The following is a 22,035-nucleotide window of genomic DNA, read 5'->3' on the forward strand; positions in this document are numbered from 1 at the left end:
TCATATGCATTTCATATGTTATGTTCCTATGCCCAGCCCGGCAAAAATAAAGCAGCTGAAAATTCACGAAAATGTCCATTAACGTTATACCATTATCATGAAGGTTAGTCAAGGCTAAATAAAGAATTTAGCCGCTAAATATAGATTTTAACCGCTAAACAAAGAATTTGACCACCAAATAAAGATTTTAACCGTTAAAAGAGTTTTTTTAGTCGAATATCCTCACCTACAACTTTTAACAGGGAAAAGTTGCTGGCAATTCTTGAGAATACTCGTTCGCTGTACAGGCTGTTGATATTGTCAAGGGACAGGTTGGTGGAGATTATGGTGGATTTGTTCCTGAGCAGCCTTTCGTTAATGCAAAGATACAGCTGCACATTTACAAAGGAATTATTAAGCTCTGTGCCTAAGTCATCGATAATAAGCAGGTCACAGTCCAGAATATACTCAAACTGGCTCTGGGACTCGAAGTTATCCTCGCCCCTGCCGAATTTGTTCTTCTCCAGGATATCAAAGAGCTGGAAGGCGGTTAAGTAGATAACGGTAAAAGCCTTATCCAGAAGCTCCTTTGCAATGCAGTTGGCCAGGAAGGTCTTGCCGACACCGGTATTTCCATATAGAAGAATATTTCCCTTGGTGGTATCAAAGCTGTCAATGTAGCGCCTGCATTCCTTCACTACCCGGATAATATTCTCTCTGGGAGTCATATTTAAGGAAGGCTCAACATAGGTCTCATCATAATAATCAAGCGAAAAGGTACTAAAGTTTTCCCGGTTGATGGCATCCTTCATATTGGACTGGGAGTAGACAATATCAACAATAGCCTGTTTAAAGCAATGGCATTTTTCATTGCCCACATAGCCGGTATCCTTACAGTCAGGGCATTGGTAGCGGAGCTTTAAAAAGTCCTCCGGATAGCCGTTTTGCCTTAGGAGAGCAGCCCTTCTCTTTTCCGCTCCCCTTGCTACTTTCTTCAGGGTATCCAGTGCATCCTCATTGCCGGTCAGCATTTCCCTGGCACTTTCGATGGCACAGGTCACAATCTCATCGTCGATTTCTCTCAGGGCAGGTATTTTCCCATAGGCATCCTCCATACGGATATCAAGCTCATGCTTGGCCTCAAGCTGTCTGTTATCATAATCCCTTAAGATTTTATTGTATTGATAATTTTTAAGAGCCATAGGGTAAAATCTCCTTTAAAGGCGTAAATTCAAATGGCAGATTCGAATACGCTAATTCATTTTTTTCTGCAATAGCTTTTGTTCCATGGAAGAATAATCGGCTTCCGTATAGGAACGCTGGGGGAAAGCATTAAAGCGGTTCTGGGAAGAGGGACGGGGCTGCTGGGGCTTTTGATACTCCTTGCCTGCGGTGCTGGCATTTGCCGCATTTGCTGCTTTTGCCGCAGAATCCTTTACATGCTCTTCATCCAGCTTACTGATCTGTGCCAGTTCCTTAACACCCTTTTTATTCCAGTTCTCCAATATCTTATCCGCATATTTAAAATCCGGCTTCTGGGTAAGAAGGATGGTGCGGTTGCAAGCTTCGGTGATGATATCAATGGAAAAGCCGAATTTATTCAGCCATTTCTCTATGTATTGCTTTTCAATCTGACCGGGGGAACGGTTTAAACCAAAAGCTTTATTGATGGCATTGTAATTGCTGTTATAAAGGGCAGTCCTTGCTTCCGCTTTTTCAACGGTATCGATTCCTTCCTCTGCCCAGGAAAGGGCTACGGCTTCGATATAGGAAGGATTTTTCTTATTTTTGGAAATGCAGTATTCATACAGGTACATAATAAGCTCATTGGAGAACCCAAGGCTTTCATATAAATACAGGATTAATTGCATATCCATGGGCTTGATCAGGCGGTCCAGGTAAATCTCAATGATATTTAAGAGCCATTTCACTTCGTCATTTTCCGTAAGCTGTTTTATTTGTGCTTCGGAGTAAGTGGGCTTTTCAAACTGGTGGGGCTTGGGGCTTTCCGTAACTTTGGAAGAGGCCAGCTCTTCATAGGAGGACTGAGGTGTTTCCTCAATCTGTTCCTTCCTGTCCGGAAGATTGGTATTCCTGCCGCTTTCATAGGGAGTCTCGTAACTGCCGCTGTTATAGCTCATATTTGCAGCATCGCTGCCGGAAGACTTGCAGTCCGGCTCTTCAACGGTGATGGATGCGATTTCCTGTTTTTCATTTTTTTCCAAGGTAATCAGGCTAACCTTTTCCCAATAGCACAGAGCACGAATAATATCTTTTTCCGTCTCATCCAGATGGTCGGCTATGGACGATATGGTAATTCCAACATCGGCAGAGCTGTTCATACAGCGAAGCAGGTAAAGATATACCTTCACGTAGGAACCGCTGGCAACGGGCATATATTCATCGATAAAGCGGTTGGGCACAAGGGTCACACCCCGTTCACGGCTGGAATTTAACAGTATTGTACTCATTTTTAATTAACCTCTCATTTCCTTTGTAAAACTATTGTATCATAGTCTAAAGTACTTGAAAATAGGCTAAATTTTAAGAAGCCGATTGTGAAAAAAAATGTGGATAGTGTGAATAATGTGGATAAACTACCAAAATAATATGTAAAATAATGTAAAATCAGCAAAGAAGCTGTAATATACAAAGGTTCGGAATTTATTTAAGGCAGGTTAGCAAAGTATTTAAGAGATAAAAAAAATCCACAGCCTTATCACAGCAAAATTGTTGATAAGGTTGTGGATAATGTGGATAACTATAGTCCTAAAAGGTCATTTCCAATGGTTACAACGTCTCCGGCACCCATAGTTATCAACAAGTCACCGTTCGTACAATTTTCTAATAAATAATTTTGAATATCATCAAAGTTCTTAATATGGATAACATCCTTCCCTTTTTTCTTTAAGGCAGCCTCCAGATCCTTGGAGGAAATGTCTCCCGGGTCCTTCTCTCTTGCGGCATAGATATCCGTTAATACAATCTTATCAGCCAGAGAAAGGCTTTCTGCAAAATCATTTAGAAAGGAGCGGGTCCTGCTGTAGGTATGGGGCTGGAATACACACCAGATGCGGCTGTGGGGATAGTTCTTGGCAGCCTCCAGAGTAGCCTTTACTTCACTGGGATGGTGGGCATAATCATCGACAATGGTAACCCCTGAAATCGTTCCCTTTTTCTCAAAACGTCTCTTGGTGCCTGTAAAGCGGGTAAGAGAATCTGCTACCACTGACATTGGTATCTGATAGCTTCTGGCCAGGGCAATAGCCGGCAGGGAATTGGAAATGTTGTGGCTTCCTACGACATTAAGGCTGACATCTGTAAGGAATTCCCCGTCTTCATAGAGGCTGTACCTGCCAAAGCCCTGTTCATCATAATGAATGTTACCGGCATAATAATGATGCAAAGCACCCTCTGCGGAGGAGGTCTCACTGGTTATGCTGTAAGTGATAAAAGGACAGGCAAGCCCCTTTGTAAAATAGGAAATATCGCTGATATCACTGTTCAGGATTAAAAGACCGTTTTCCGGGAGCAGCTCTGTAAATTTCTTAAAAGAGCTTCTGATATCATCAATATCCTTAAAAAAGTCCAGATGTTCCGGCTCAATATTTAAAATAACACCTGTAGTCGGACTGAATTTTAAAAAGCTGTTGGTATATTCACAGGCTTCCACAACAAAATGATCGGAGCTTCCGATTCGGATATTACCTCCGATGCTGTCAAGGATTCCGCCTACGGATACGGTAGGGTCCAATCCGGCTTCCAGCAGTATCTGGGATATCATGGAGGTGGTGGTGGTCTTTCCATGGGTGCCGGATACGGCGATGGCATCGGAATACCGTTTCATTACCTGACCTAAAAGCTCTGCCCTGTCAATAACAGGTATTTCCAGCCTTCTGGCCTCCATAAGCTCCGGATTATCCTCTTTTACAGCCGTGGTATATACGACCAGGTTTGTATCGGAGGTAATATTTGAAGGGCGTTGACCATAGAATACTGTAATGCCGAGTTCTTCCAGATGGTCGGTGGTGGTACTCATTTTTGCGTCAGAGCCTGTAACTGTGAAATGCATGGTATGTAAAAGCTCTGCCAAACCGCTCATGCTGATACCGCCAATGCCTATAAAATGTACTTTAATGGGGACGTTAAAATTAATGTTATACATAAGACACTTCCTATTCTCTGTGATTGCTTTTTCTGAAACAGAATTGCAAATATAACTAGGTGATAGTATTTACCTATTTGTAATTATAATCAATTCCCCTGAAAAAACAAATCCTTTTTTCGCATACACTCATAATATGAATCTGCCCGGGGATAGGGAACTTGGGTCAGGGCAGAAGTTTATGGCGGATTATTTTCCCTGCGGGGGCATAAAAGGAGCTGCAGCCTACAGGAATAGTGTACCGCGGTCCTGTTAAAATCTTAATAAAGCAGGCATATATTGTGTAAAATGGTTATATAAAATACCATAATTGGAAATATAAAACAATACATTAGATAAAATGCTATAAAAAATATATATTCTAATAAAATATTTGTAAAATTTATTCACAAACCTGTAAATGAATGGTATAATAATGTCAAATTAAACAACGAGAGGTGATTGCATGATAAAGAAAGAAATGATAGCAATGCTTCTGGCAGGAGGACAAGGTTCAAGACTTGGAGTTTTAACCTCAAACATTGCAAAGCCCGCGGTAACATTTGGCGGGAAGTACAGAATTATCGACTTTCCGCTAAGTAACTGTATCAACTCAGGTGTCGATACTGTCGGGGTACTGACCCAATACCAACCCCTTCGTTTAAATACTCATATAGGGATAGGAATTCCCTGGGACCTGGATAGAAATATCGGAGGTGTTTCCATCCTGCCGCCTTATGAGAAAAGTACCTACAGTGAATGGTATACAGGTACGGCCAATGCGATATACCAGAACATGGAATATATGGAATATTATAATCCGGATTATGTCCTGATACTTGGCGGAGACCATATTTATAAGATGGATTATGAGGCAATGCTTGATTTTCATAAGCAAAAGAATGCAGATGTCACCCTGGCTACCATACCGGTTCCCTGGGAAGAAGCCAGCCGTTTCGGCGTTGCAATCACGGATGATGAAAGGCAGATTACGGAATTTGAAGAAAAGCCCAAAGAACCAAGGAGCAACCTGGCCTCTATGGGAATATACATATTCAGCTGGCCGATTCTGAAAGAAGCTCTCATCACCCTTTCGGAGCAAAAAGGCTGTGACTTCGGAAAGCATGTTATTCCCTACTGTCACAAGAAAGGGGACAGGATATTTGCCTATGAATACAATGGCTATTGGAAGGATGTAGGAACTCTGGGGGCTTACTGGGAAGCCAATATGGAGCTGATCGATCTGGTTCCCGTGTTTAATTTGTATGAAGAATTCTGGAAGATATATACCAAGAGTGACATTATACGTCCCCAGTTCATCGGGGAAGCAGCTGTCATTGACAAGGCAATTATCGGAGAAGGCGCCGAGGTTTATGGAGAGGTCCATAATTCTGTTATCGGTTCCGGTGTTTACATCGGACAAGGTGCCGTTGTCAGGGATTCTATTATTATGAAATCTACTGTGGTGGAAGAAGGAGTAAAGATTTACAAGGGTATCGTAGCGGAAAGTGCGACAATAGGCAAGGGAACGGAGCTTGGTGTCGGCGAAGAAATTCCCAATAATGCGGAGCCCTCAATCTACTCATTCGGACTGGTTACAATAGGGGAAGGAACAGTTATACCCCCCGGCGTCAGAGTCGGTAAGAATACGGCTATACGAGGAGTCACCGCGCCCTCCGATTATCCGAATGGTTACCTTGCAAGCGGAGAGATATTGATAAAGGCAGGTGAGAGGCTATGAGAGCATTAGGCATTGTTTTGGCAGGGGGAAATAACAATAAAATGAGAGAGTTATCCCATAAGAGGGCAATTGCTGCCATGCCCATAGCAGGCAGCTACCGCAGCATTGATTTTGTTTTAAGCAATATGAGCAATTCTCACGTACAAAAGGTTGCTGTTTTTACCCAGTATAATGCGAAATCCTTGAATGAGCACTTAAATTCCTCCAAATGGTGGGACTTTGGCAGAAAGCAGGGAGGACTCTTTGTATTCACACCAACGATTACAGTAGACAACAGTTTTTGGTACCGGGGTACTGCCGATACCATGTATCAGAACATAAACTATTTAAAAAGCAGCCACGAGCCTTATGTTATCATTGCTTCCGGAGACGGCGTCTATAAGCTGGATTACAATAAGGTCTTAGAATACCATATAGATAAAAAAGCGGATATTACCGTAGTATGCAAGGAACTTGACGAGGAGGATGATACCAGCCGTTTCGGTGTCATAAAGACAGATGCAGATAACAGAATTACGGACTTTGAAGAAAAGCCTTTAAAGAGTGCAGATAAGAAGGTATCCATCGGAGTCTATGTTATCAGAAGGAGGCTTTTAATAGAGCTTCTTGAAAGGTCGGCAGAGGAAGACCGGTATGATTTTGTCAAGGATATTGTTATCCGCTACAAGAATGTAAAGAAAATCTATACATATCCGATAGAAACCTACTGGAGCAATATTGCATCCGTAGAAGCCTATTACAAAACAAATATGGACTTTTTGGATAAAGGGGTCAGGGATTACTTCTTTAAACAGTATCCGGATGTATATTCCAAAATTGATGATTTGCCTCCGGCAAAATATAATCAGGGTTCCCTGGTCAGAAACAGCATCATCTCAAGCGGCTGTATTGTGAATGGAAGAATTGAAAATTCCGTGATATTTAAAAAGGTCTACATTGGGAATAACTGCACGGTCAAAAATTCCATTATTCTCAATGATGTCCATATCGGAGATAATACCTATATAGAAAACTGTATTGTGGAAAGCCGTGATACCATCCGGTCCAATTCCACTTACGTAGGGGATACAGACAATGTAAAGATAGTAATTGAAAGAAACGAAAGATATCTCATGTGAAAGCAAAAGGGAATATTCCTTTTCGCATAAAAAAACAGACAAGAATTTAAAGGGGGCTATACAAAATGCAAATTACAGATGTTCGTGTACGTAAAGTGAGTAAGGAAGGGAAAATGAAAGCTGTAGTATCCATTACGATGGATAACGAATTTGTCGTACACGATATTAAAGTTATTGAAGGGGAAAAAGGCTTGTTTATTGCAATGCCCAGCAGAAAGGCAGGGGACGGAGAATACCGTGACATTGCACATCCCATTAATTCGGAAACGAGGGATAAAATACAGAAGATAATACTTGAAAGCTATGAAGTAGCAGTAGAGGAATATGATGAGAAGATAGAAGCTTAAAAAGATGAAATTATCTTCGCTCCATAGAAAGGGGGTGCCGCAGGAGAATCTTATATCTCTTGCAGCAGCCCCTTTTAAAGACCTTGCAGAACACGGCAAACGCAAGAAACCAAATGATGGATACCAGAGGACCAGGGGATTGGTTTGAAGTTTGCATTGAGAGGTTCTTTATTCCACTTAAGCTGCAAGAAACACAGCTAGGAAAAACAGCGCCATTGTTTGAGCGTAGCGAGTTTGGAGCTGTTTTGACTGTCAGCTGCGTTTTTTGCAGTTTTAGTGGAATAAAGGTTCTCGAACAGCGAAGTCCAAACCAATCTCCTGGTTCTCGTACCTTTCCATTAACTGGTTTCATGCGTTTGCCGTGCCTTACAGAAGGAAAGTTATTGCACAGGATTAGCTATATGCTGTATAATATAAGTGGGTTTACTATATATGGAAGAACAACCCGAAGATTTCAGGATTCAGGAAACCTGGCGGCTTATCATAGATAGCAGGGAAAGGAGCCATTCTATGCAGAAAATAACCAAAACATTACTATGGGTCGGTATTATTGCATTTGTGTTATTTGGGGTCAATTTTCGGTATCACATCAGCCGTAATGTAAGTATGGGAGTTTTAAGTGAGAAACAGGATAACGGAGATTTTATCCTGCAGGTAAGGGAAGCCATGCTGAATGGAGATGAAAAGAAGGTTCTGACCTATAAAGGCAATGTGGATAGTATGGAGTGGTTTACCGAAGATGTAATTGATCAGGTATATGCCATTGATGATAAAAGTACCTCGGATGATTACGATTATCTGAAATATAAAGTAAACAGTATATATGCCCATATTGTGGGAATAGGAAGTAAGCTTACGGTAACCTATGAATTTAAATACAATGAAGATTATGAAGAAACAAAGCTGGTTGATGAGACTATAAAGCACCTTTTTAAAAAGTGGCAGATAGAGAAACTGAGCGATTTTGAAAAAATAAAGAAAATACATGACTATATCATAAATAACGCCTCCTATGACACGAAAGCAAAAAATTATTCCGCCTATGATAACCTTATCGGAAAAAGCTCCACCTGCCAGGGATATATGAGCATTGCCTATAAGATGTTCATGGAAGCAGGCATTCCCTGCCGGATTATCACCGGATCAGGAAACGGTGACAGCCATGGCTGGGACATCGTAAAGTTTAACGGCATGTGGTATAACATAGACTGTACCTGGGATGATCCCTTGACCAGGAGTAAGAAGAATCTTCTGCTCTATGAATATTTCTTAAAATCAGACAAGGATTTTGAAGGACATATCAGAGATGCGGAATTCAATACGGCTGAATTTTACGGGGAATATGCAATGGCGAAAAAGTCTTATCAGTGGAAATAAGAAATAGGCAACTTCTTACAAATTTGTTAAGATTATAAAGTTTTTGCTAATAGCTCCGATATTATTTATATATTATATTGATTTGGGTGGCCTAAATTAATCGATAAACAGGATATTGACTTATGGCACCCGTATCATAATTTAATTACGAAAATAATTTGCAGTTTCGGATTACAAATTTTCAATTACGTATGAACGAATATCCAATCCTGGATTGAATATTCAGAAAGAGGTCAATATGAAGGTGGGAGCATCACAAGTTTATAGTACGAACAATGTAACGAACCGTGCGCAAAGAGAAGAGGTACAAAATCAAAAAGCAGAAAATGAAAAGACCGGCCACAAAAAAGAAACCAGAAGAAAAACAATCTTTGCCGGTGATCTGAATGTAAATCAGGATCTCATTGCAAACAAGAAGGCATTAGGACAGAAGCAGGCCATAAAAAAAATCCTTGATGCCTTTACAAGTGAACTCAATATAGACAACAATGTCCAGAATTTAAAAGACCAGCAGGATGCCCTTAGAACAAGCATCAATGAGTATAAGGATAAAATAAAGTCCGTTCAGGATATGAAAAAGGGTATACAGGAGGGTTATGGTGTTTCTGACGATTCCCAGGAACAAAAGGATATGGACATCCTAAGCAAGGCTGAAACGAATCCGGATGCATTGACGGACGCAGAGAAGGGCAGGCTGAAGGATTTGAAACTCCTTATTAAGGCAAAAGATAATCCTGGGTTATTGACTGATAAGGATCAGGAGAGACTGAAGGATCTGAATCCTCTTACAGACTACCAAAAGGAAATAATAGAAAGTAACAAAATGGAATCCTTCTATAACAAAAAAGTGGAAGATGCCAATAAGCAAATAGAAAGTATAAATCAAACGGTAGAGGCTATTGGTTTATCACGCCTGAAGTCCCATCCGGTTCTGGATGCCAAAAAGGAAGCGGAGGATATACTAAAAGATACCGCGAAGGAAGTTGTTGGCATGCTTCTTAATGAGGCAGTTGAAAAAACAGATAAGAAATTAGAAGATCAGACCAAAACAGATGAAGACAAAAAGGATGATGGAACACAGTCTGAGAAGAAGACGGAAGAAAACGCCAAGACGGGTGACAATTCCAAGTCAGATGATGATTCGCTGAATTCTATAGCCCAGAAACAGGATAAGGTAATGCGTGAAATTAAGAAACAGGCTCTAAAGGATAATTTGACAATGGATGATATAAAGGGAATAATTGTGGATGAACAGTCCTAAGATGGGAGAGCCCAGGCTTTTGGCCACACCCCGGACTCAGATTGGATGATAATCAATTTCTATATTTTATCCAGACTAAAATAAGATAAATAAAAACAAAGCCATTGGGCTGGAAATACACAGGGTGAAATTCTATGAATTTCACCCTATTGCTACTTGCTCCAACTGTTCATCAATTCTACCCTTGCCATTACTCTCACCTTCGTATATAATAAATCCATATATACAATAATAGTAATTATAGCTGCAAGCCAACATAAGCGGTAAGCAGTTACCTTTATATCAGGGCGGATCGAAAGATGCGTTCTATTGTTGTATGCGAAAAAATATGAATATAAGAGGCTGACATGTACATTATAGTAGGACTAGGAAATCCAACCAGAGAATACGAAGCCACCAGGCATAACATCGGATTTGATGCAATTACAAGAATCTCAGATGATTACCGGATTCCTCTGGATTTTAAAAAACATAAGGCACTGTGCGGAAAAGGAATGATAGCTGGGGAAAAGGTGATTTTAGCCCAGCCCCAGACCTATATGAACCTAAGCGGAGAAAGTGTAAGGGAGTTAAAGGACTTTTACAAAGCAGAGGCAAAGGATATCATCATTATTTATGATGATATCAGCCTGGAGCCTGGAAAGCTTCGTATCCGTACCAAGGGAAGCGCCGGAGGGCATAACGGGATAAAGAGTATTATTGCCCATTTAGGGACAGAAGAATTCCCAAGGATAAGGGTAGGTGTGGGAGATAAGCCGGCCGGCTGGGATCTGGCAGACTATGTACTCTCAAGATTCCCAAAAGAGGAGCAGCCGGTTATCAGAGAAGCTCTGGGGACGACCTCGGAGGCGGTTAAGACCATTCTGACAGAGGGAATGGAGCAGGCCATGAACCAATATAACAGAAAATAAGGAGGCACCTTCTTGAAAACCTTTATTAATCCGCTGAGGGAACTGAAAGAATTTAATGAAATAAAGGATAGTTTGAAGCTTAAAAATACACCGGTTCAGATAACCGGCTGTATTGATTCCCAGAAATGCCACCTTATATACGGTCTGGGAGAGGAATATTCCCAGAAGCTGATCATTACCTATAATGATTTAAAGGCAAAGGAAATCTGTGAGGATTATAAGCTTTATGATAAGAATGTCTTCTATTACCCCGGCAAGGATATTATCTTTTACAGCGCGGACATTCACGGCAATGCCATTGTCAGGGAAAGACTTAAGATCTTAAAAAAGCTTTTGAGCAAAGAGCCGGTTACGGTGGTAACGACCATTGACGGAGGAATGGACAGGATACTGCCCCTTCATTTTCTCCAAAAAAATATCATCCGTTTAAAGGAAGGGGAAGCCTGTGATCTGTCAAAGCTTCAATCTTCCTTAATCCATCTTGGCTATGAAAGAGGAGCGCAGGTGGAGGGACCGGGAGAATTTGCTGTAAGAGGTGGAATCCTTGATATCTTTCCTCCCGCAGAGGAATGTCCTTACCGTATCGAGTTCTGGGGAGATGAAATCGACTCTATCCGCTCCTTTGATGTGGAAAGCCAGCGTTCCATAGAACGCCATGAGGAGCTTACCGTTTTTTCGGCAGCAGAAATCGTGCTGAGTGATGAGCGGCTGGCAGCAGGACTGAAAAAGCTGGAGGAAGAGAAGAAATCCTATGTCCAGAAATTAAGGGAACAAAGAAAGACGGAGGAAGCCTTCCGAATCCAAAGCATCATTGATGAATTCAAGGAAAATATTGAGAGCTTTCAGGGCTCTGTCGGAATTGACAGCTATATCCGTTACTTTTATGAGGAAACCGTATCCTTCTTTGAATATTTCACCCGAGAGGACTCTTTGATTTTCTTAGACGAGCCGGGCAGGGTGCAGGAGAGAGGGGAAGCAGTCGAGACAGAATTCAGGGAAGGCATGATAGGAAGAATTGAAAAGGGCTATATTCTTCCCGGACAAAGTGATGCCGTGTATGGCTACAAGGAGCTTTTAGCCGGCTTAAGCCAAAAGAGCCTGCTGCTTCTAAGTACCATGGACACAAGATTGTCCAATTTTGCAGTTAAGAATAAATGGGATATGACAGTCCGTTCTGTCAATCCATATAACAATAATTTTGACATCCTTGTACAGGATTTGCTGAAGTGGAAGAAGAGCGGTTACCGGGTACTGCTGCTTTCTCCCTCAAGAACCAGGGCAAGGCGCCTGTCAGAGGATTTAAGAGAGCATGAACTGAATGCCTTCTACAGCGAGGACTTGGACAGAGTCATCCAAAAGGGTGAAATAATGGTAGCAGGGGGAAACCTTCACAAGGGTTTTGAATACCCCCTTATTAATCTTGTGGTTATTTCCGAAAGTGACATCTTTGGAGCGGAAAAGAAGAAAAAGAAGAAAATCCGGGAATATGACGGCAATAAGATTCAAAGCTTTGCAGACCTTAATATCGGAGATTATGTGGTTCATGAAAATCATGGACTTGGTATATACAGAGGTATTGAAAAAATAGAGGTTGATAAGGTTATAAAGGATTACATCAAGATTGAGTACGGCGGAGGCGGTGTACTCTATATTCTGGCTACGGGCCTGGATGTCATACAAAAATATGCCGGAGCGGATGCAGGAAAGCACAAGCTTAACAAGCTGAATTCCGTTGAATGGAAGAATACCAAGACAAAGGTAAAGAGCGCGGTAAAAGAGATTGCGAAGGAGCTGGTGGAGCTTTATGCAACCAGGCAGCAAAAAGAAGGCTATGCCTTTAGCACCGATACGGTATGGCAGAACGAATTTGAGGAAATGTTCCCCTATGAGGAGACGGATGACCAGCTAAGAGCCATCGAGGATACCAAAAAGGACATGGAAAGCAATAAAATCATGGATAGGCTTGTCTGTGGGGATGTCGGGTACGGAAAGACCGAGATTGCCATAAGGGCAGCCTTTAAGGCTGTTGCAGACGGTAGGCAGGTGGTGGTATTAGTTCCCACGACCATCCTTGCCCAGCAGCATTATAATACCTTTGTCCAGAGAATGATGGATTTTCCGGTAAGCATTGACATGCTCTCCCGCTTTAAGACGCCTGCCCAGCAAAAGTCAGTTATAGAACGGGCTAAAAAGGGAAATCTGGACATCCTTATCGGAACTCACAGGGTATTGTCAAAGGACATCCAGTTTAAAAATCTGGGGCTGTTGATCGTGGATGAGGAGCAGCGCTTTGGAGTAACCCATAAGGAAAAAATCAAGCAGATAAAAGGGGATGTGGATGTATTGACCTTAACGGCCACCCCCATTCCGAGGACCCTTCACATGAGCTTGATTGGCATCCGTGATATGAGTGTACTAAATGAGCCCCCGGTAGACAGGATGCCCATCCAGACCTTTGTATTGGAGCATAATGAGGAGATTATCCGTGAGGCGATCCACAGGGAGCTGGCCAGGGACGGACAGGTCTATTATGTCTATAACCGGGTTAACGGAATTGACGAAGTGGCGGCTAAGATTGCGAATCTGGTGCCGGAGGCCAATGTATCCTTTGCCCACGGCCAGATGAGCGAAAGAGAATTAGAGCGTATTATGTTCAGCTTCATTAATGGGGAAATCGACGTACTGGTGTCCACTACCATTATTGAAACAGGCCTTGATATATCCAATGTAAACACTATGATTATAGATGATGCGGACAGACTGGGACTTTCCCAGCTATACCAGCTGAGGGGAAGAGTCGGCAGAAGCAACCGCACGGCCTTTGCCTTTCTAATGTACCGCAGGGATAAGATGCTGAAGGAAATCGCTGAAAAAAGGCTTCAGGCAATTAAGGAATTCACAGAGCTTGGCTCCGGCTTTAAGATAGCCATGAGGGACCTGGAAATCAGAGGTGCCGGAAACCTTCTGGGAGCCCAGCAGAGCGGGCATATGGAAGCAGTGGGCTATGACCTTTACTGCAAGATGCTGAATGACGCCGTAAAAGCAATGAAGGGGCAGATTTCAGAGGAAGAGACCTTTGAAACCACGGTGGATATGGATGTGGATGCTTATATTCCGGCCACCTATATTAAAAATGAATTTCAAAAGCTGGATGTTTACAAGCGTATCGCAGATATTGAAACGGAAGAAGAGTTCCTCGATATGCAGGAAGAGTTGGTAGACCGCTTTGGGGATATGCCCTCCAGTGTCAATAACCTGTTAAACATTGCCCATATCAAGTCCATTTGCCACAGTGTTTATATTACTTCCCTTATCTACAAAGGGGATGAAATTAAGATGGTAATGTATCCGAAGGCAAAGCTGTCCGTTGAGAGGATTCCCGAGCTCATAAAGAAGCATGAGTCCTGCCTTAAGCTGGTGCCGGAGACCAACCCCTATTTCCTGTATACCATGAAAAAGGTGCCGGGAAAGGGAAAAATGGATGCCTTAACGGTATTTGAAATGATAAAGAAGCTTTTAGAAGATGTAAAGGTATTGCTTGAAACGGTATAATCCCTTATAATGAAGAGATAGAAAGGGCTTTAAAGATTCAAAGCCAGTTATTACAGATACAAGCAGATGATTAATGCCATGGGGCCAGGTTAGAGAATGGAGTTTTGAATGAAAAATTTATTAAAGAGATTAGGGTGTTTATTGGTAGCATCAGCCTTGTTAGTCAGTCTTACCGGCTGTAAGGAGAAAGCCTCGGAACAAAAGGGAAACACGAACCCTTCTGACTCCGTACAGGAGGCAAAGGATTACGGTGGCACGGAGGAAACGAAAGAGAACAGAGGGCAACTGGTAGTAACTGTTGGAAATAATAAAGTGTATTACAATGAGGCCATGCTATATATTCTGGTGATGAAAGCCCAGTATGAATCCTATTTCGGCAGCCAGATATGGAGCTACAATGTAGGAAACAATACCACCTTTGAAGACCAGGCCAAGGAAGAAATATTAAATCTTATAACCCAGACTAAGATTGTACTTGATAAGGCAGATAGCTACCATATTTCCCTTTCGGAGGAAGAAGAAGCCGCCATACAGGAAAAGGCAGGAAATTACCTTGATGGGATTACAGAGGAAGACAAGGCCAAATATGGCCTTACAGAAGACCTTGTACGTAAATTCTACCGGGAAAACACTATCTACCAGAAGGTTTATGACGCTGTTACCATGGATGTAAATACGGATGTCACCGATGATGAGGCAAAGCAGATAACCGTTGACCAGATATTGATAAAAACAACCACGGAAAAAGAAGGCAAGGAAGAGCCTATGACCGAAGCAGAGAAGAAGACTGCTTATAACCGGGCTGTTAAGCTCTTAAAGGAAGCAAAGAAGACAGAAGACTTTAAGAAGCTTGCAGAGGCGAATACGGAGGATTCTAACGTGGAATACACCTTTGGAAAGGGTGAAATGGTAGAAGAATTCGAAAACGCCGCCTTTGCTCTTAAAAAGGGAGGATTAAGCTCTGTCGTAGAGAGCAAGTACGGCTATCACATTATTTATTGTGTCAGCGATTTTAACAAGGATGCCACTCTTGAGAAAAAGGAACAAATTATAGAAGAACGGCAAAATGAATTATTTAAGAAGCTTTATGGGAAGTGGACAGAGAATTATAAGGTGGAAATCAAGGATAAGGTATGGGCAGCCTTAACTCTCAGGGATGAGGCGGCAGATAATGCAAAAGAAGGAGAGAGCGGGGAGAAAGCACCCACCAGCACTCCTTAAGGTTAAATAACTTAAGACCTCATCCAGGTATAAAAATGCTATATATTCCGGCTTTTTTATACTTAGATGAGAAAAGAATATATTAACTAATATCGATTTTATTTGCAGCCCTTACGATGACTTGTGCCAGAAGAATCCCTAAGAGGATTCCGCCAAGAACATCCGAAGGGTAATGGACAAAAAGATATATCCGTGAGAAACCGATTAGGGCAGCGATGACGTAAAAGAAGATACCGCTGCTCTTTTCTCTGCAAAAAAGTATGGTTGCCGCCGTAAAAGAAGACATTGTATGGCCGGAAGGAAAGGAATAGGACCCAGGAGCCTTTATCAGATCCCGGAAGCCGGTAAGTCTTGTAAAGGGCCGTTCTCTCGCAAAGAGGGGCTTTAAGATATCGTCACACAGCAGGGATTCCGCAATAAGGGCAGCCGTCAGTAAGATGCCCCATCTGCGGCCTTTTTTTGTAGCAAGAAGTACCAGTGTGAGGGCAATCCAAAGGAGAGAAGAATTCCCCAGGGAAGTAAAGAAGACCATTAACCTATCCATAAAAGGAGTATGTAAATGCTTTGCAACAAAGATAAGAAGAGTATCATCTATCTGCTGAATTATTTCAATCATAAGAACCTCATAAGAAACTGCCATCCCGGACTATAAATTTTAGTTTAAATTTAACTTATGTATATGATAGCAAAGGATAATTTATACTGCAACCGGGATAATAAGAAAGAGGGAATTATGGGAAATCGGAATATAAAATTAATACTGGCCTATGATGGAAGCGGCTATGCCGGCTGGCAGAGGCTTAAGGAGGAAGACAGGAAAAGGTCCGTTCAGTCTGTATTGGAGGAAACTATTTCTCTTGTGCTGCAGGAAGAAATTAAAGTAACAGGCTCCGGCAGAACGGATAAGGGAGTACATGCCACAGGACAGGCAGCCAATTTTAAATGCCATAAGAATATTGCTCCGCAAAAGATGCTTGCAGCCATCAATCAGGCTCTCCCGGAGGATATCAGGGTTATAGAGCTTAGTGAAGTACCCATGGATTTTCACAGCAGAAAAAGTGCCGCAGCAAAGACTTATGAATACCGTTTTGAAATCGGTGAAGTGCCTTCGGTTTTTTTGCGGAAATATGTATATGCTATTCCGGAAGAGCCGGATATTCCCGCCATGGAAAAGGCAGCGGAGCTTCTTATGGGCACCCATGATTTCAGGGCCTTTTCCTCTGAAAAGAGAGAGGATTACGATACCGTAAGAAGAATTGACAAGCTGCTCATAGAGCCTGTTACCGTAAAGGGCTGTCAGAGAGAATCAAAGCAGATAAAGCTGCTTATTACCGGAAATGGCTTTCTCTACAACATGGTAAGAATCATTGCCGGAACGCTTTTAGAAGTCGGACAGCATAAATGGGAGGCGGAGGACATAAACCGCATTCTTGACAGCAGAAGGAGGGAAAATGCCGGCATAAAGGCTCCGCCTGAAGGTCTGTATTTAAGAGAAGTAACGTTTCCTGTCGAAATCAATTTTAAGATAAAATAATCCAACAATGTATAATTTATTCCTTTTGACAAACAATAATAACCATAAGTACCACATTATGAATAGAATGCAAAATGGAGGAATAAATTATGAAAGCAACAGGAATCGTAAGAAGAATAGATGACTTGGGACGCGTTGTGGTTCCAAAGGAAATCCGCCGTACGTTAAGAATCAGAGAGGGAGATCCGCTTGAAATTTTCACAGACAGAGAAGGCGAAATTATTCTTAAAAAATATTCTCCCATAGGGGAATTGGGTCAGTTTGCCAAGCAGTATGCAGATTCCCTTGCACAGACAACTGGACATGTCATTGCCATATCTGATAAGGACCAGTTTGTGGCAGCTGCCGGCAGTATGAAGCGGGAGCTTCTTTCAAAAGCCATAACACCGGAGCTTGAGCGTGCCATTGAAGAAAGAGAAAGTATTTTAGCCTCCAAAGAAGATAAGAATTTTATACACATTGTTGCTGATGATGATACAGAGTATACTTATCAGGTTATTTGGCCGATTATCAGTGAAGGTGATGCAATCGGGTCGGTGGTAGTGCTTACAAAGGACCCGAAGGTTAAATTTGGAGATGTTGAAAATAAGCTAGCAAGTACAGCATCTTATTTTTTGGGAAGGCAAATGGAACAATAATGGATGGGGCGCTGCGCTTCGCTTTAAACAAACAAAACGTTTGTAAAGCGGGAGAGGCAGGGCCCTCTATTTTATTTGTTATAGTTCCTTTTTCATGCATATGCTGTTTAAATTATCAGTGTAAGGCTCATGTCCGTGCTTTTGCTTATTCTGATATCCAATGCCATTCCTGCCTTTCCAAATGTAGAGTGAAATTATTTTCATGTTCTGCTTGTGCGCTATAGCAGGCGAGCCTGCGCTATGTATTTATAAGCTTTCTGCTGCCATTATAAGGCATCAGGATATTAAATGCCATCCTTTTTATATCCTTCGGTATTTAAAGATTTACAGATTGGCCTGATATGGGTATAATAGGAAAAGGATACAACACAGCTTATAAACTATACGTATAAGAAGCAAGAAAGAGGAAACAATGGATAAAAGATACACCTTTGATGAATTTATGGACATTATCAGGTATCTGCGCAGTGAAAAGGGCTGTCCATGGGATAGAAAGCAGACCCATGAGAGTCTGGATAAATATATGCTGGAAGAGGCTTATGAAAGCGTTGAAGCCATTCGAAGGGGCAATACGGAAAACCTTTGTGAGGAGCTTGGAGATGTTCTCTTACAGATTGCCCTCCATGCAGCTATCGCAGAGGAAACCAGGGAATTTACCATTGAAGACATTATTACAGGGGAAAGTGAGAAAATGATAAGGCGTCATCCCCATGTCTTTGGTGAAAAGGAAACGATTGATGCAGGACAGGTAGTTAAGAACTGGGATGAGATAAAAAAACAGGAAAAGAAGCAGAAAACTACAGCAGATACCCTGCAGGATATTCCAAGAGCTCTGCCGGCACTTATGAGGGCGGAAAAGGCCATTAAAAGGGCAGCAAAAAACGGACAGAAGGGGGATGTAACGGAGGAAGTCGAAAGAACATTCGAGAGCCTTTCGGACAGTCTTTTTACCCTTAAAGAACAGTGGAAAATGGAAGATGAGGAGCAATTGGAGGAGAAATTTGAAAACCTACTGTTTCAAATAGTAAATTTGTCTGTATTTTTGCAGTTAAATGCAGAAAATTCCTTGACAAATGCCACTAATAAGTTTATAAATAGATTTGTAGATATCGAAGGACTTACAGAGAAAAAGCCACAAGTTTAAACGATATAACCAATGTCAGAAAATAGACATTGAAGAACATGAAAATAATCCTAACGGTTATTTTAAAAATATCAATTACTTTAGAGGAGGAGTTAAATCCATGAACAAAGCCGAATTAGTTGCAGCAATTGCAGAGAAAACAGAATTATCCAAAAAGGATTCAGAGAAAGCATTAAAAGCTTTTATTGATGTAGTTACAGAAGAACTTACAAAAGGTGAGAAGGTACAGTTAGTTGGCTTCGGAACTTTTGAAGTTTCTGAAAGACCTGAAAGAACAGGAAGAAATCCTCAAACAAAAGAGGCTATAACAATTGCCGCATCTAAAGCTCCCAAGTTCAAAGCAGGAAAAGCTTTAAAGGATGTTATTAACGAATAGGAAGATCTAACCCGAAGGAAGCTGTTGTTAAGAATCGTGTTCACCAGAAAGGTAAGTTAAATGCTTGAAAGTGGAGGAACAGATTTTTAATACAGCTTCTTTTTTTGACTATAAGTTTCTAAGTGAAATGGCATGACGGGACGGAATGCATTTCACAGGAAAGAGGTTTTTATGAGATTGGATAAATTTTTAAAGGTATCAAGATTAATTAAGCGCAGAACTGTTGCAAATGAAGCCTGTGATGCAGGACGTGTCCTGATTAACGGCAAGTCCGCCAAGGCCTCCGCGGCTGTCAAGGAAGGCGACATCATAGAGATTGGCTTTGGCAGCAAGTCAGTAAAGGTGAAGGTATTGGATGTACAGGAAACCGTGAGAAAAGATGATGCTAAGGAATTATATGAGTATATCGTTTAGCTTGAAAAATGCGGTGTGTTATTCAAAGTTTTAATTAAGCAGTAGCAAAGACAAGCTTGTGAAGTACATGGGTTTGACTTGAAAAATGCGGTACATTTTTTAAAATTTTTAATTATTAAACGGTATCCCTGACAGAAGCAGCATACATGGGAACTTGTGTAATTTTGGGCATGAAATGCAGGGTCTTCTAATATACTTAAGAGAAAGTATATGAGGAGGCCTTTTTTTAATGGAGGAGAAGCAGGGAATTCAGAAGCTGCATAAAGTCAGTTTAAATGCCAGAAACCAGGCTATGATAACCGGTGTAAAGGATGTCTTAAGCTTTGATGCAGGTGAAGTACTGTTGGATACGGAACAGGGTATCCTAATGATAAGGGGGAATGAGCTTCATGTAAACCGCCTGACCTTGGAAAAAGGAGAGGTGGATGTGGACGGAAGGATAGACAGTCTTACCTACTCTGACTCAAACGGTTATGGGAAATCGGGAGAATCTTTCATTACCAGGCTGTTTAAATAAGCTGAACATTAAGTGTGCAGGCAGGAGCGATTAGATGAATAAAGAGATTTTGACAGAGCTTGCGTTTTTCGGAAACTGCGTGCTCTGGGGCATTTATCTGCTGGTATTTTATGATGTATTCCGCATTATCAGAAGAATATTTCCCAGAGGGGCAATTCTGGTTGGTATAGAGGACTTATTGTACTGGACAGTCTCAAGCGTCCTGATATTTCGCATGATGTATCAGCAGAACAACGGTATTATCAGAGGCTTTGCCATTCTTGGTATGTTTCTCGGCATGCTTTTATACCATAACCTGATCAGTGACCCGTTGGTCGAGTTGATAGCGGGATTTTTAAATAAGATAAAGGGGGGGATTCTTTCTGTAATACGCCTGATTTTAAAACCCTTTCTTTTTCTTGGACGTGGTTTGGGCCATGGTTTTCATGGAGTATTCAAACTATTTAAAAAAATTTTGTTAAATATACGAAAATTATTGAAAAAGCATAATAAATCTAGTAAAATAACTCTATCTGATAAAGAAAAAGGTGGTTAAATTTGAAGGGGTATAACAGGCGGAAAAGAAAAAGGCGGACAGGCCTGATTCTTACGGCATTAATGGTGTTCTCCATATGCGGGATAGTTACATATAAACAGCAGGGGCTGGATATGGTAGAAGCCAAAGCAGATCAGAAAATAGTAGAGTTAAATGACAAGATTAAAGATGAGAAAAAAAGAGCAGAAGATATTGAAGAAAAGAAAGCTTATGTCCAGACCAAAAAGTTCATTGAGGAGATGGCCAGAGAGAAGTTCGGATTAGTTTACAAGGACGAAATTATTTTCAAATCAGAGGAATAATGGGGCTTGACAAACTTTCTGACAGCAGTTATAATTGTCTTCGTTGCTTTGGCGAAGTAGCTCAGTTGGCTAGAGCATGCGGTTCATACCCGCAGTGTCGGCGGTTCAAATCCGTCCTTCGCTATTATTAAATTGAAAGAACCATATTGTTTGATTGGTAATATAATCACGCAATATGGTTTTTTATTATTTCCGGATTCTTTTTTTAGATATACCGAAAAGCATTTACTTTAAAGCCTTCATATATGCTATTAGAATAATTTGTTAGTGAAAAAAATCGGTAGTTCCTGTTATTTTACTAGAATCATACTGGGTATCAGATACCAAGAAGATAGACATTGTTAACCGTAGCAGTATAATAAACACCAGCATGGTGCCCCCAAAGGGGTTTATTTATACCCGCTTATATAGTTTTATCTCAGGATATAATAGAATTGAAAAGGATTGGCACGTGGTACCCAGTGCTATATCCTTTTTTCTTCTTAAAGTACTTTAATAATAATTCGAGAGTCATAAGTTAATCTAAGCCTTCACATAGTATATTCATTATTTGATTAACCCGACAAATGCCCGTTTCAATATATCCGCAGGCAGTTTACGCAAAATAGAAGGCATGAATGCGCCTATGGAAATGTATTAGAAGTCCTTTTCTCTGAAGCTTTTGTGCTATATCATCAAACAGATTGTCTGAGCCCACGAGTTATCTGTTTGATGATATGTCCAGCACAAAAGCTTCAGAGAATTAGGACTTCTTATACATTGGAATCGAAGCATTCATGCCTTCTATTTTGCGTAAACTGCCGTCCCCTTTTGAAAACCTTCCCTTTAACCACGCATAACTTAAAGATAATAATATTCCATCGCCTTTCATACCTTAATCTGAATTTCTTAATTAAACTGAACTCTCTCTATTCGATTCTTTCA

20 protein-coding genes and 1 tRNA gene are annotated in these 22,035 nt (G+C 41.2%); 17 read left to right on the top strand and 4 right to left on the bottom strand.

What is annotated here, in order from left to right; all coding sequences use genetic code 11:
• Window positions 1-194: 194 nt before the first annotated feature.
• The 3 genes from BUB77_RS12240 to murC all read right to left on the bottom strand — a co-directional run bounded on the left by BUB77_RS12240 (window position 195) and on the right by murC (window position 4,144).
• Complete coding sequence (locus BUB77_RS12240) at window positions 195-1,181, bottom strand: ATP-binding protein (RefSeq protein WP_073276224.1); 987 nt, start codon at window positions 1,179-1,181, stop codon at window positions 195-197.
• Window positions 1,182-1,232: 51 nt separating this feature from the next.
• On the bottom strand, window positions 1,233-2,450 hold the full coding sequence (locus BUB77_RS12245) for a DnaD domain protein (protein WP_073276226.1): 1,218 nt from the start codon (window positions 2,448-2,450) through the stop codon (window positions 1,233-1,235).
• A 290-nt stretch (window positions 2,451-2,740) separates the two neighbouring features.
• Window positions 2,741-4,144: a UDP-N-acetylmuramate--L-alanine ligase gene (murC, locus tag BUB77_RS12250; RefSeq protein WP_073276228.1), complete on the bottom strand. Its 1,404-nt coding sequence runs from the start codon at window positions 4,142-4,144 to the stop codon at window positions 2,741-2,743.
• A 445-nt stretch (window positions 4,145-4,589) separates the two neighbouring features.
• On the opposite strand from murC, the gene BUB77_RS12255 reads away from it, so the two are divergent.
• The 8 genes from BUB77_RS12255 to BUB77_RS12295 all read left to right on the top strand — a co-directional run bounded on the left by BUB77_RS12255 (window position 4,590) and on the right by BUB77_RS12295 (window position 15,651).
• Window positions 4,590-5,864: a glucose-1-phosphate adenylyltransferase gene (locus BUB77_RS12255; RefSeq protein ID WP_073276230.1), complete on the top strand. Its 1,275-nt coding sequence runs from the start codon at window positions 4,590-4,592 to the stop codon at window positions 5,862-5,864.
• Window positions 5,861-6,982 (top strand): glucose-1-phosphate adenylyltransferase subunit GlgD, encoded by a 1,122-nt coding sequence (gene glgD, locus BUB77_RS12260; RefSeq protein ID WP_073276232.1) that lies wholly within the window; start codon window positions 5,861-5,863, stop codon window positions 6,980-6,982. The genes BUB77_RS12255 and glgD overlap by 4 nt, the downstream gene beginning before the upstream one ends.
• A 65-nt stretch (window positions 6,983-7,047) precedes the next feature.
• Entirely contained in the window at window positions 7,048-7,329 is a 282-nt protein-coding gene (gene spoVG, locus BUB77_RS12265) for a septation regulator SpoVG (protein ID WP_073276234.1), read from the top strand.
• Between the two features lie 510 nt (window positions 7,330-7,839).
• Window positions 7,840-8,706, top strand: a complete 867-nt coding sequence (locus tag BUB77_RS12275; protein ID WP_073276238.1) for a transglutaminase domain-containing protein — start codon at window positions 7,840-7,842, stop codon at window positions 8,704-8,706.
• Window positions 8,707-8,944: 238 nt separating this feature from the next.
• Window positions 8,945-9,967: a hypothetical protein gene (locus BUB77_RS12280; protein WP_073276240.1), complete on the top strand. Its 1,023-nt coding sequence runs from the start codon at window positions 8,945-8,947 to the stop codon at window positions 9,965-9,967.
• Window positions 9,968-10,314: 347 nt separating this feature from the next.
• A complete protein-coding gene (gene pth / locus BUB77_RS12285) occupies window positions 10,315-10,878 on the top strand; it encodes an aminoacyl-tRNA hydrolase (protein WP_073276242.1) in 564 nt (187 codons plus the stop codon).
• Window positions 10,879-10,890: 12 nt separating this feature from the next.
• Complete coding sequence (gene mfd, locus BUB77_RS12290; RefSeq protein WP_073276244.1) at window positions 10,891-14,430, top strand: transcription-repair coupling factor; 3,540 nt, start codon at window positions 10,891-10,893, stop codon at window positions 14,428-14,430.
• 108 nt (window positions 14,431-14,538) lie between these two features.
• The gene (locus BUB77_RS12295; RefSeq protein WP_073276246.1) at window positions 14,539-15,651 is read left to right on the top strand and encodes a peptidylprolyl isomerase; all 1,113 of its coding nucleotides are present in this window, start codon (window positions 14,539-14,541) and stop codon (window positions 15,649-15,651) included.
• Window positions 15,652-15,733: 82 nt separating this feature from the next.
• Here the strand turns inward: BUB77_RS12295 and BUB77_RS12300 are convergent, their stop codons facing one another.
• Complete coding sequence (locus BUB77_RS12300) at window positions 15,734-16,267, bottom strand: phosphatase PAP2 family protein (protein WP_073276248.1); 534 nt, start codon at window positions 16,265-16,267, stop codon at window positions 15,734-15,736.
• 117 nt (window positions 16,268-16,384) lie between these two features.
• Here BUB77_RS12300 and truA point away from each other — a divergent pair, with 117 nt between their 5' ends.
• The 9 genes from truA (at window position 16,385) to BUB77_RS12345 (ending at window position 21,235) form a co-directional block, all read left to right on the top strand.
• Complete coding sequence (truA, locus tag BUB77_RS12305; RefSeq protein WP_073276250.1) at window positions 16,385-17,185, top strand: tRNA pseudouridine(38-40) synthase TruA; 801 nt, start codon at window positions 16,385-16,387, stop codon at window positions 17,183-17,185.
• Window positions 17,186-17,274: 89 nt separating this feature from the next.
• Window positions 17,275-17,823 carry a stage V sporulation protein T gene (spoVT, locus tag BUB77_RS12310; RefSeq protein ID WP_073276252.1) on the top strand — a complete coding sequence of 183 codons (549 nt, stop codon included), beginning with the start codon at window positions 17,275-17,277 and terminating at the stop codon, window positions 17,821-17,823.
• 412 nt (window positions 17,824-18,235) lie between these two features.
• Window positions 18,236-18,967: a nucleoside triphosphate pyrophosphohydrolase gene (gene mazG / locus BUB77_RS12315; protein WP_073276254.1), complete on the top strand. Its 732-nt coding sequence runs from the start codon at window positions 18,236-18,238 to the stop codon at window positions 18,965-18,967.
• 100 nt (window positions 18,968-19,067) lie between these two features.
• Window positions 19,068-19,343: an HU family DNA-binding protein gene (locus BUB77_RS12320; protein ID WP_073276262.1), complete on the top strand. Its 276-nt coding sequence runs from the start codon at window positions 19,068-19,070 to the stop codon at window positions 19,341-19,343.
• Window positions 19,344-19,514: 171 nt separating this feature from the next.
• The gene (locus tag BUB77_RS12325; RefSeq protein ID WP_073276264.1) at window positions 19,515-19,757 is read left to right on the top strand and encodes an RNA-binding S4 domain-containing protein; all 243 of its coding nucleotides are present in this window, start codon (window positions 19,515-19,517) and stop codon (window positions 19,755-19,757) included.
• A 229-nt stretch (window positions 19,758-19,986) separates the two neighbouring features.
• Window positions 19,987-20,274, top strand: coding sequence for a sporulation protein YabP (gene yabP / locus BUB77_RS12330; RefSeq protein WP_073276266.1), 288 nt, complete (start codon window positions 19,987-19,989; stop codon window positions 20,272-20,274).
• A gap of 34 nt (window positions 20,275-20,308) precedes the next feature.
• Window positions 20,309-20,809 (top strand): spore cortex biosynthesis protein YabQ, encoded by a 501-nt coding sequence (yabQ, locus tag BUB77_RS12335; RefSeq protein WP_073276268.1) that lies wholly within the window; start codon window positions 20,309-20,311, stop codon window positions 20,807-20,809.
• Between the two features lie 62 nt (window positions 20,810-20,871).
• Window positions 20,872-21,111 (top strand): septum formation initiator family protein, encoded by a 240-nt coding sequence (locus tag BUB77_RS12340; protein ID WP_139241173.1) that lies wholly within the window; start codon window positions 20,872-20,874, stop codon window positions 21,109-21,111.
• A 50-nt stretch (window positions 21,112-21,161) separates the two neighbouring features.
• Window positions 21,162-21,235, top strand: a tRNA-Met gene (locus BUB77_RS12345).
• Window positions 21,236-22,035 lie beyond the last annotated feature (800 nt).

The organism is Anaerocolumna jejuensis DSM 15929 (assembly GCF_900142215.1).
Classification (GTDB): domain Bacteria; phylum Bacillota; class Clostridia; order Lachnospirales; family Lachnospiraceae; genus Anaerocolumna; species Anaerocolumna jejuensis.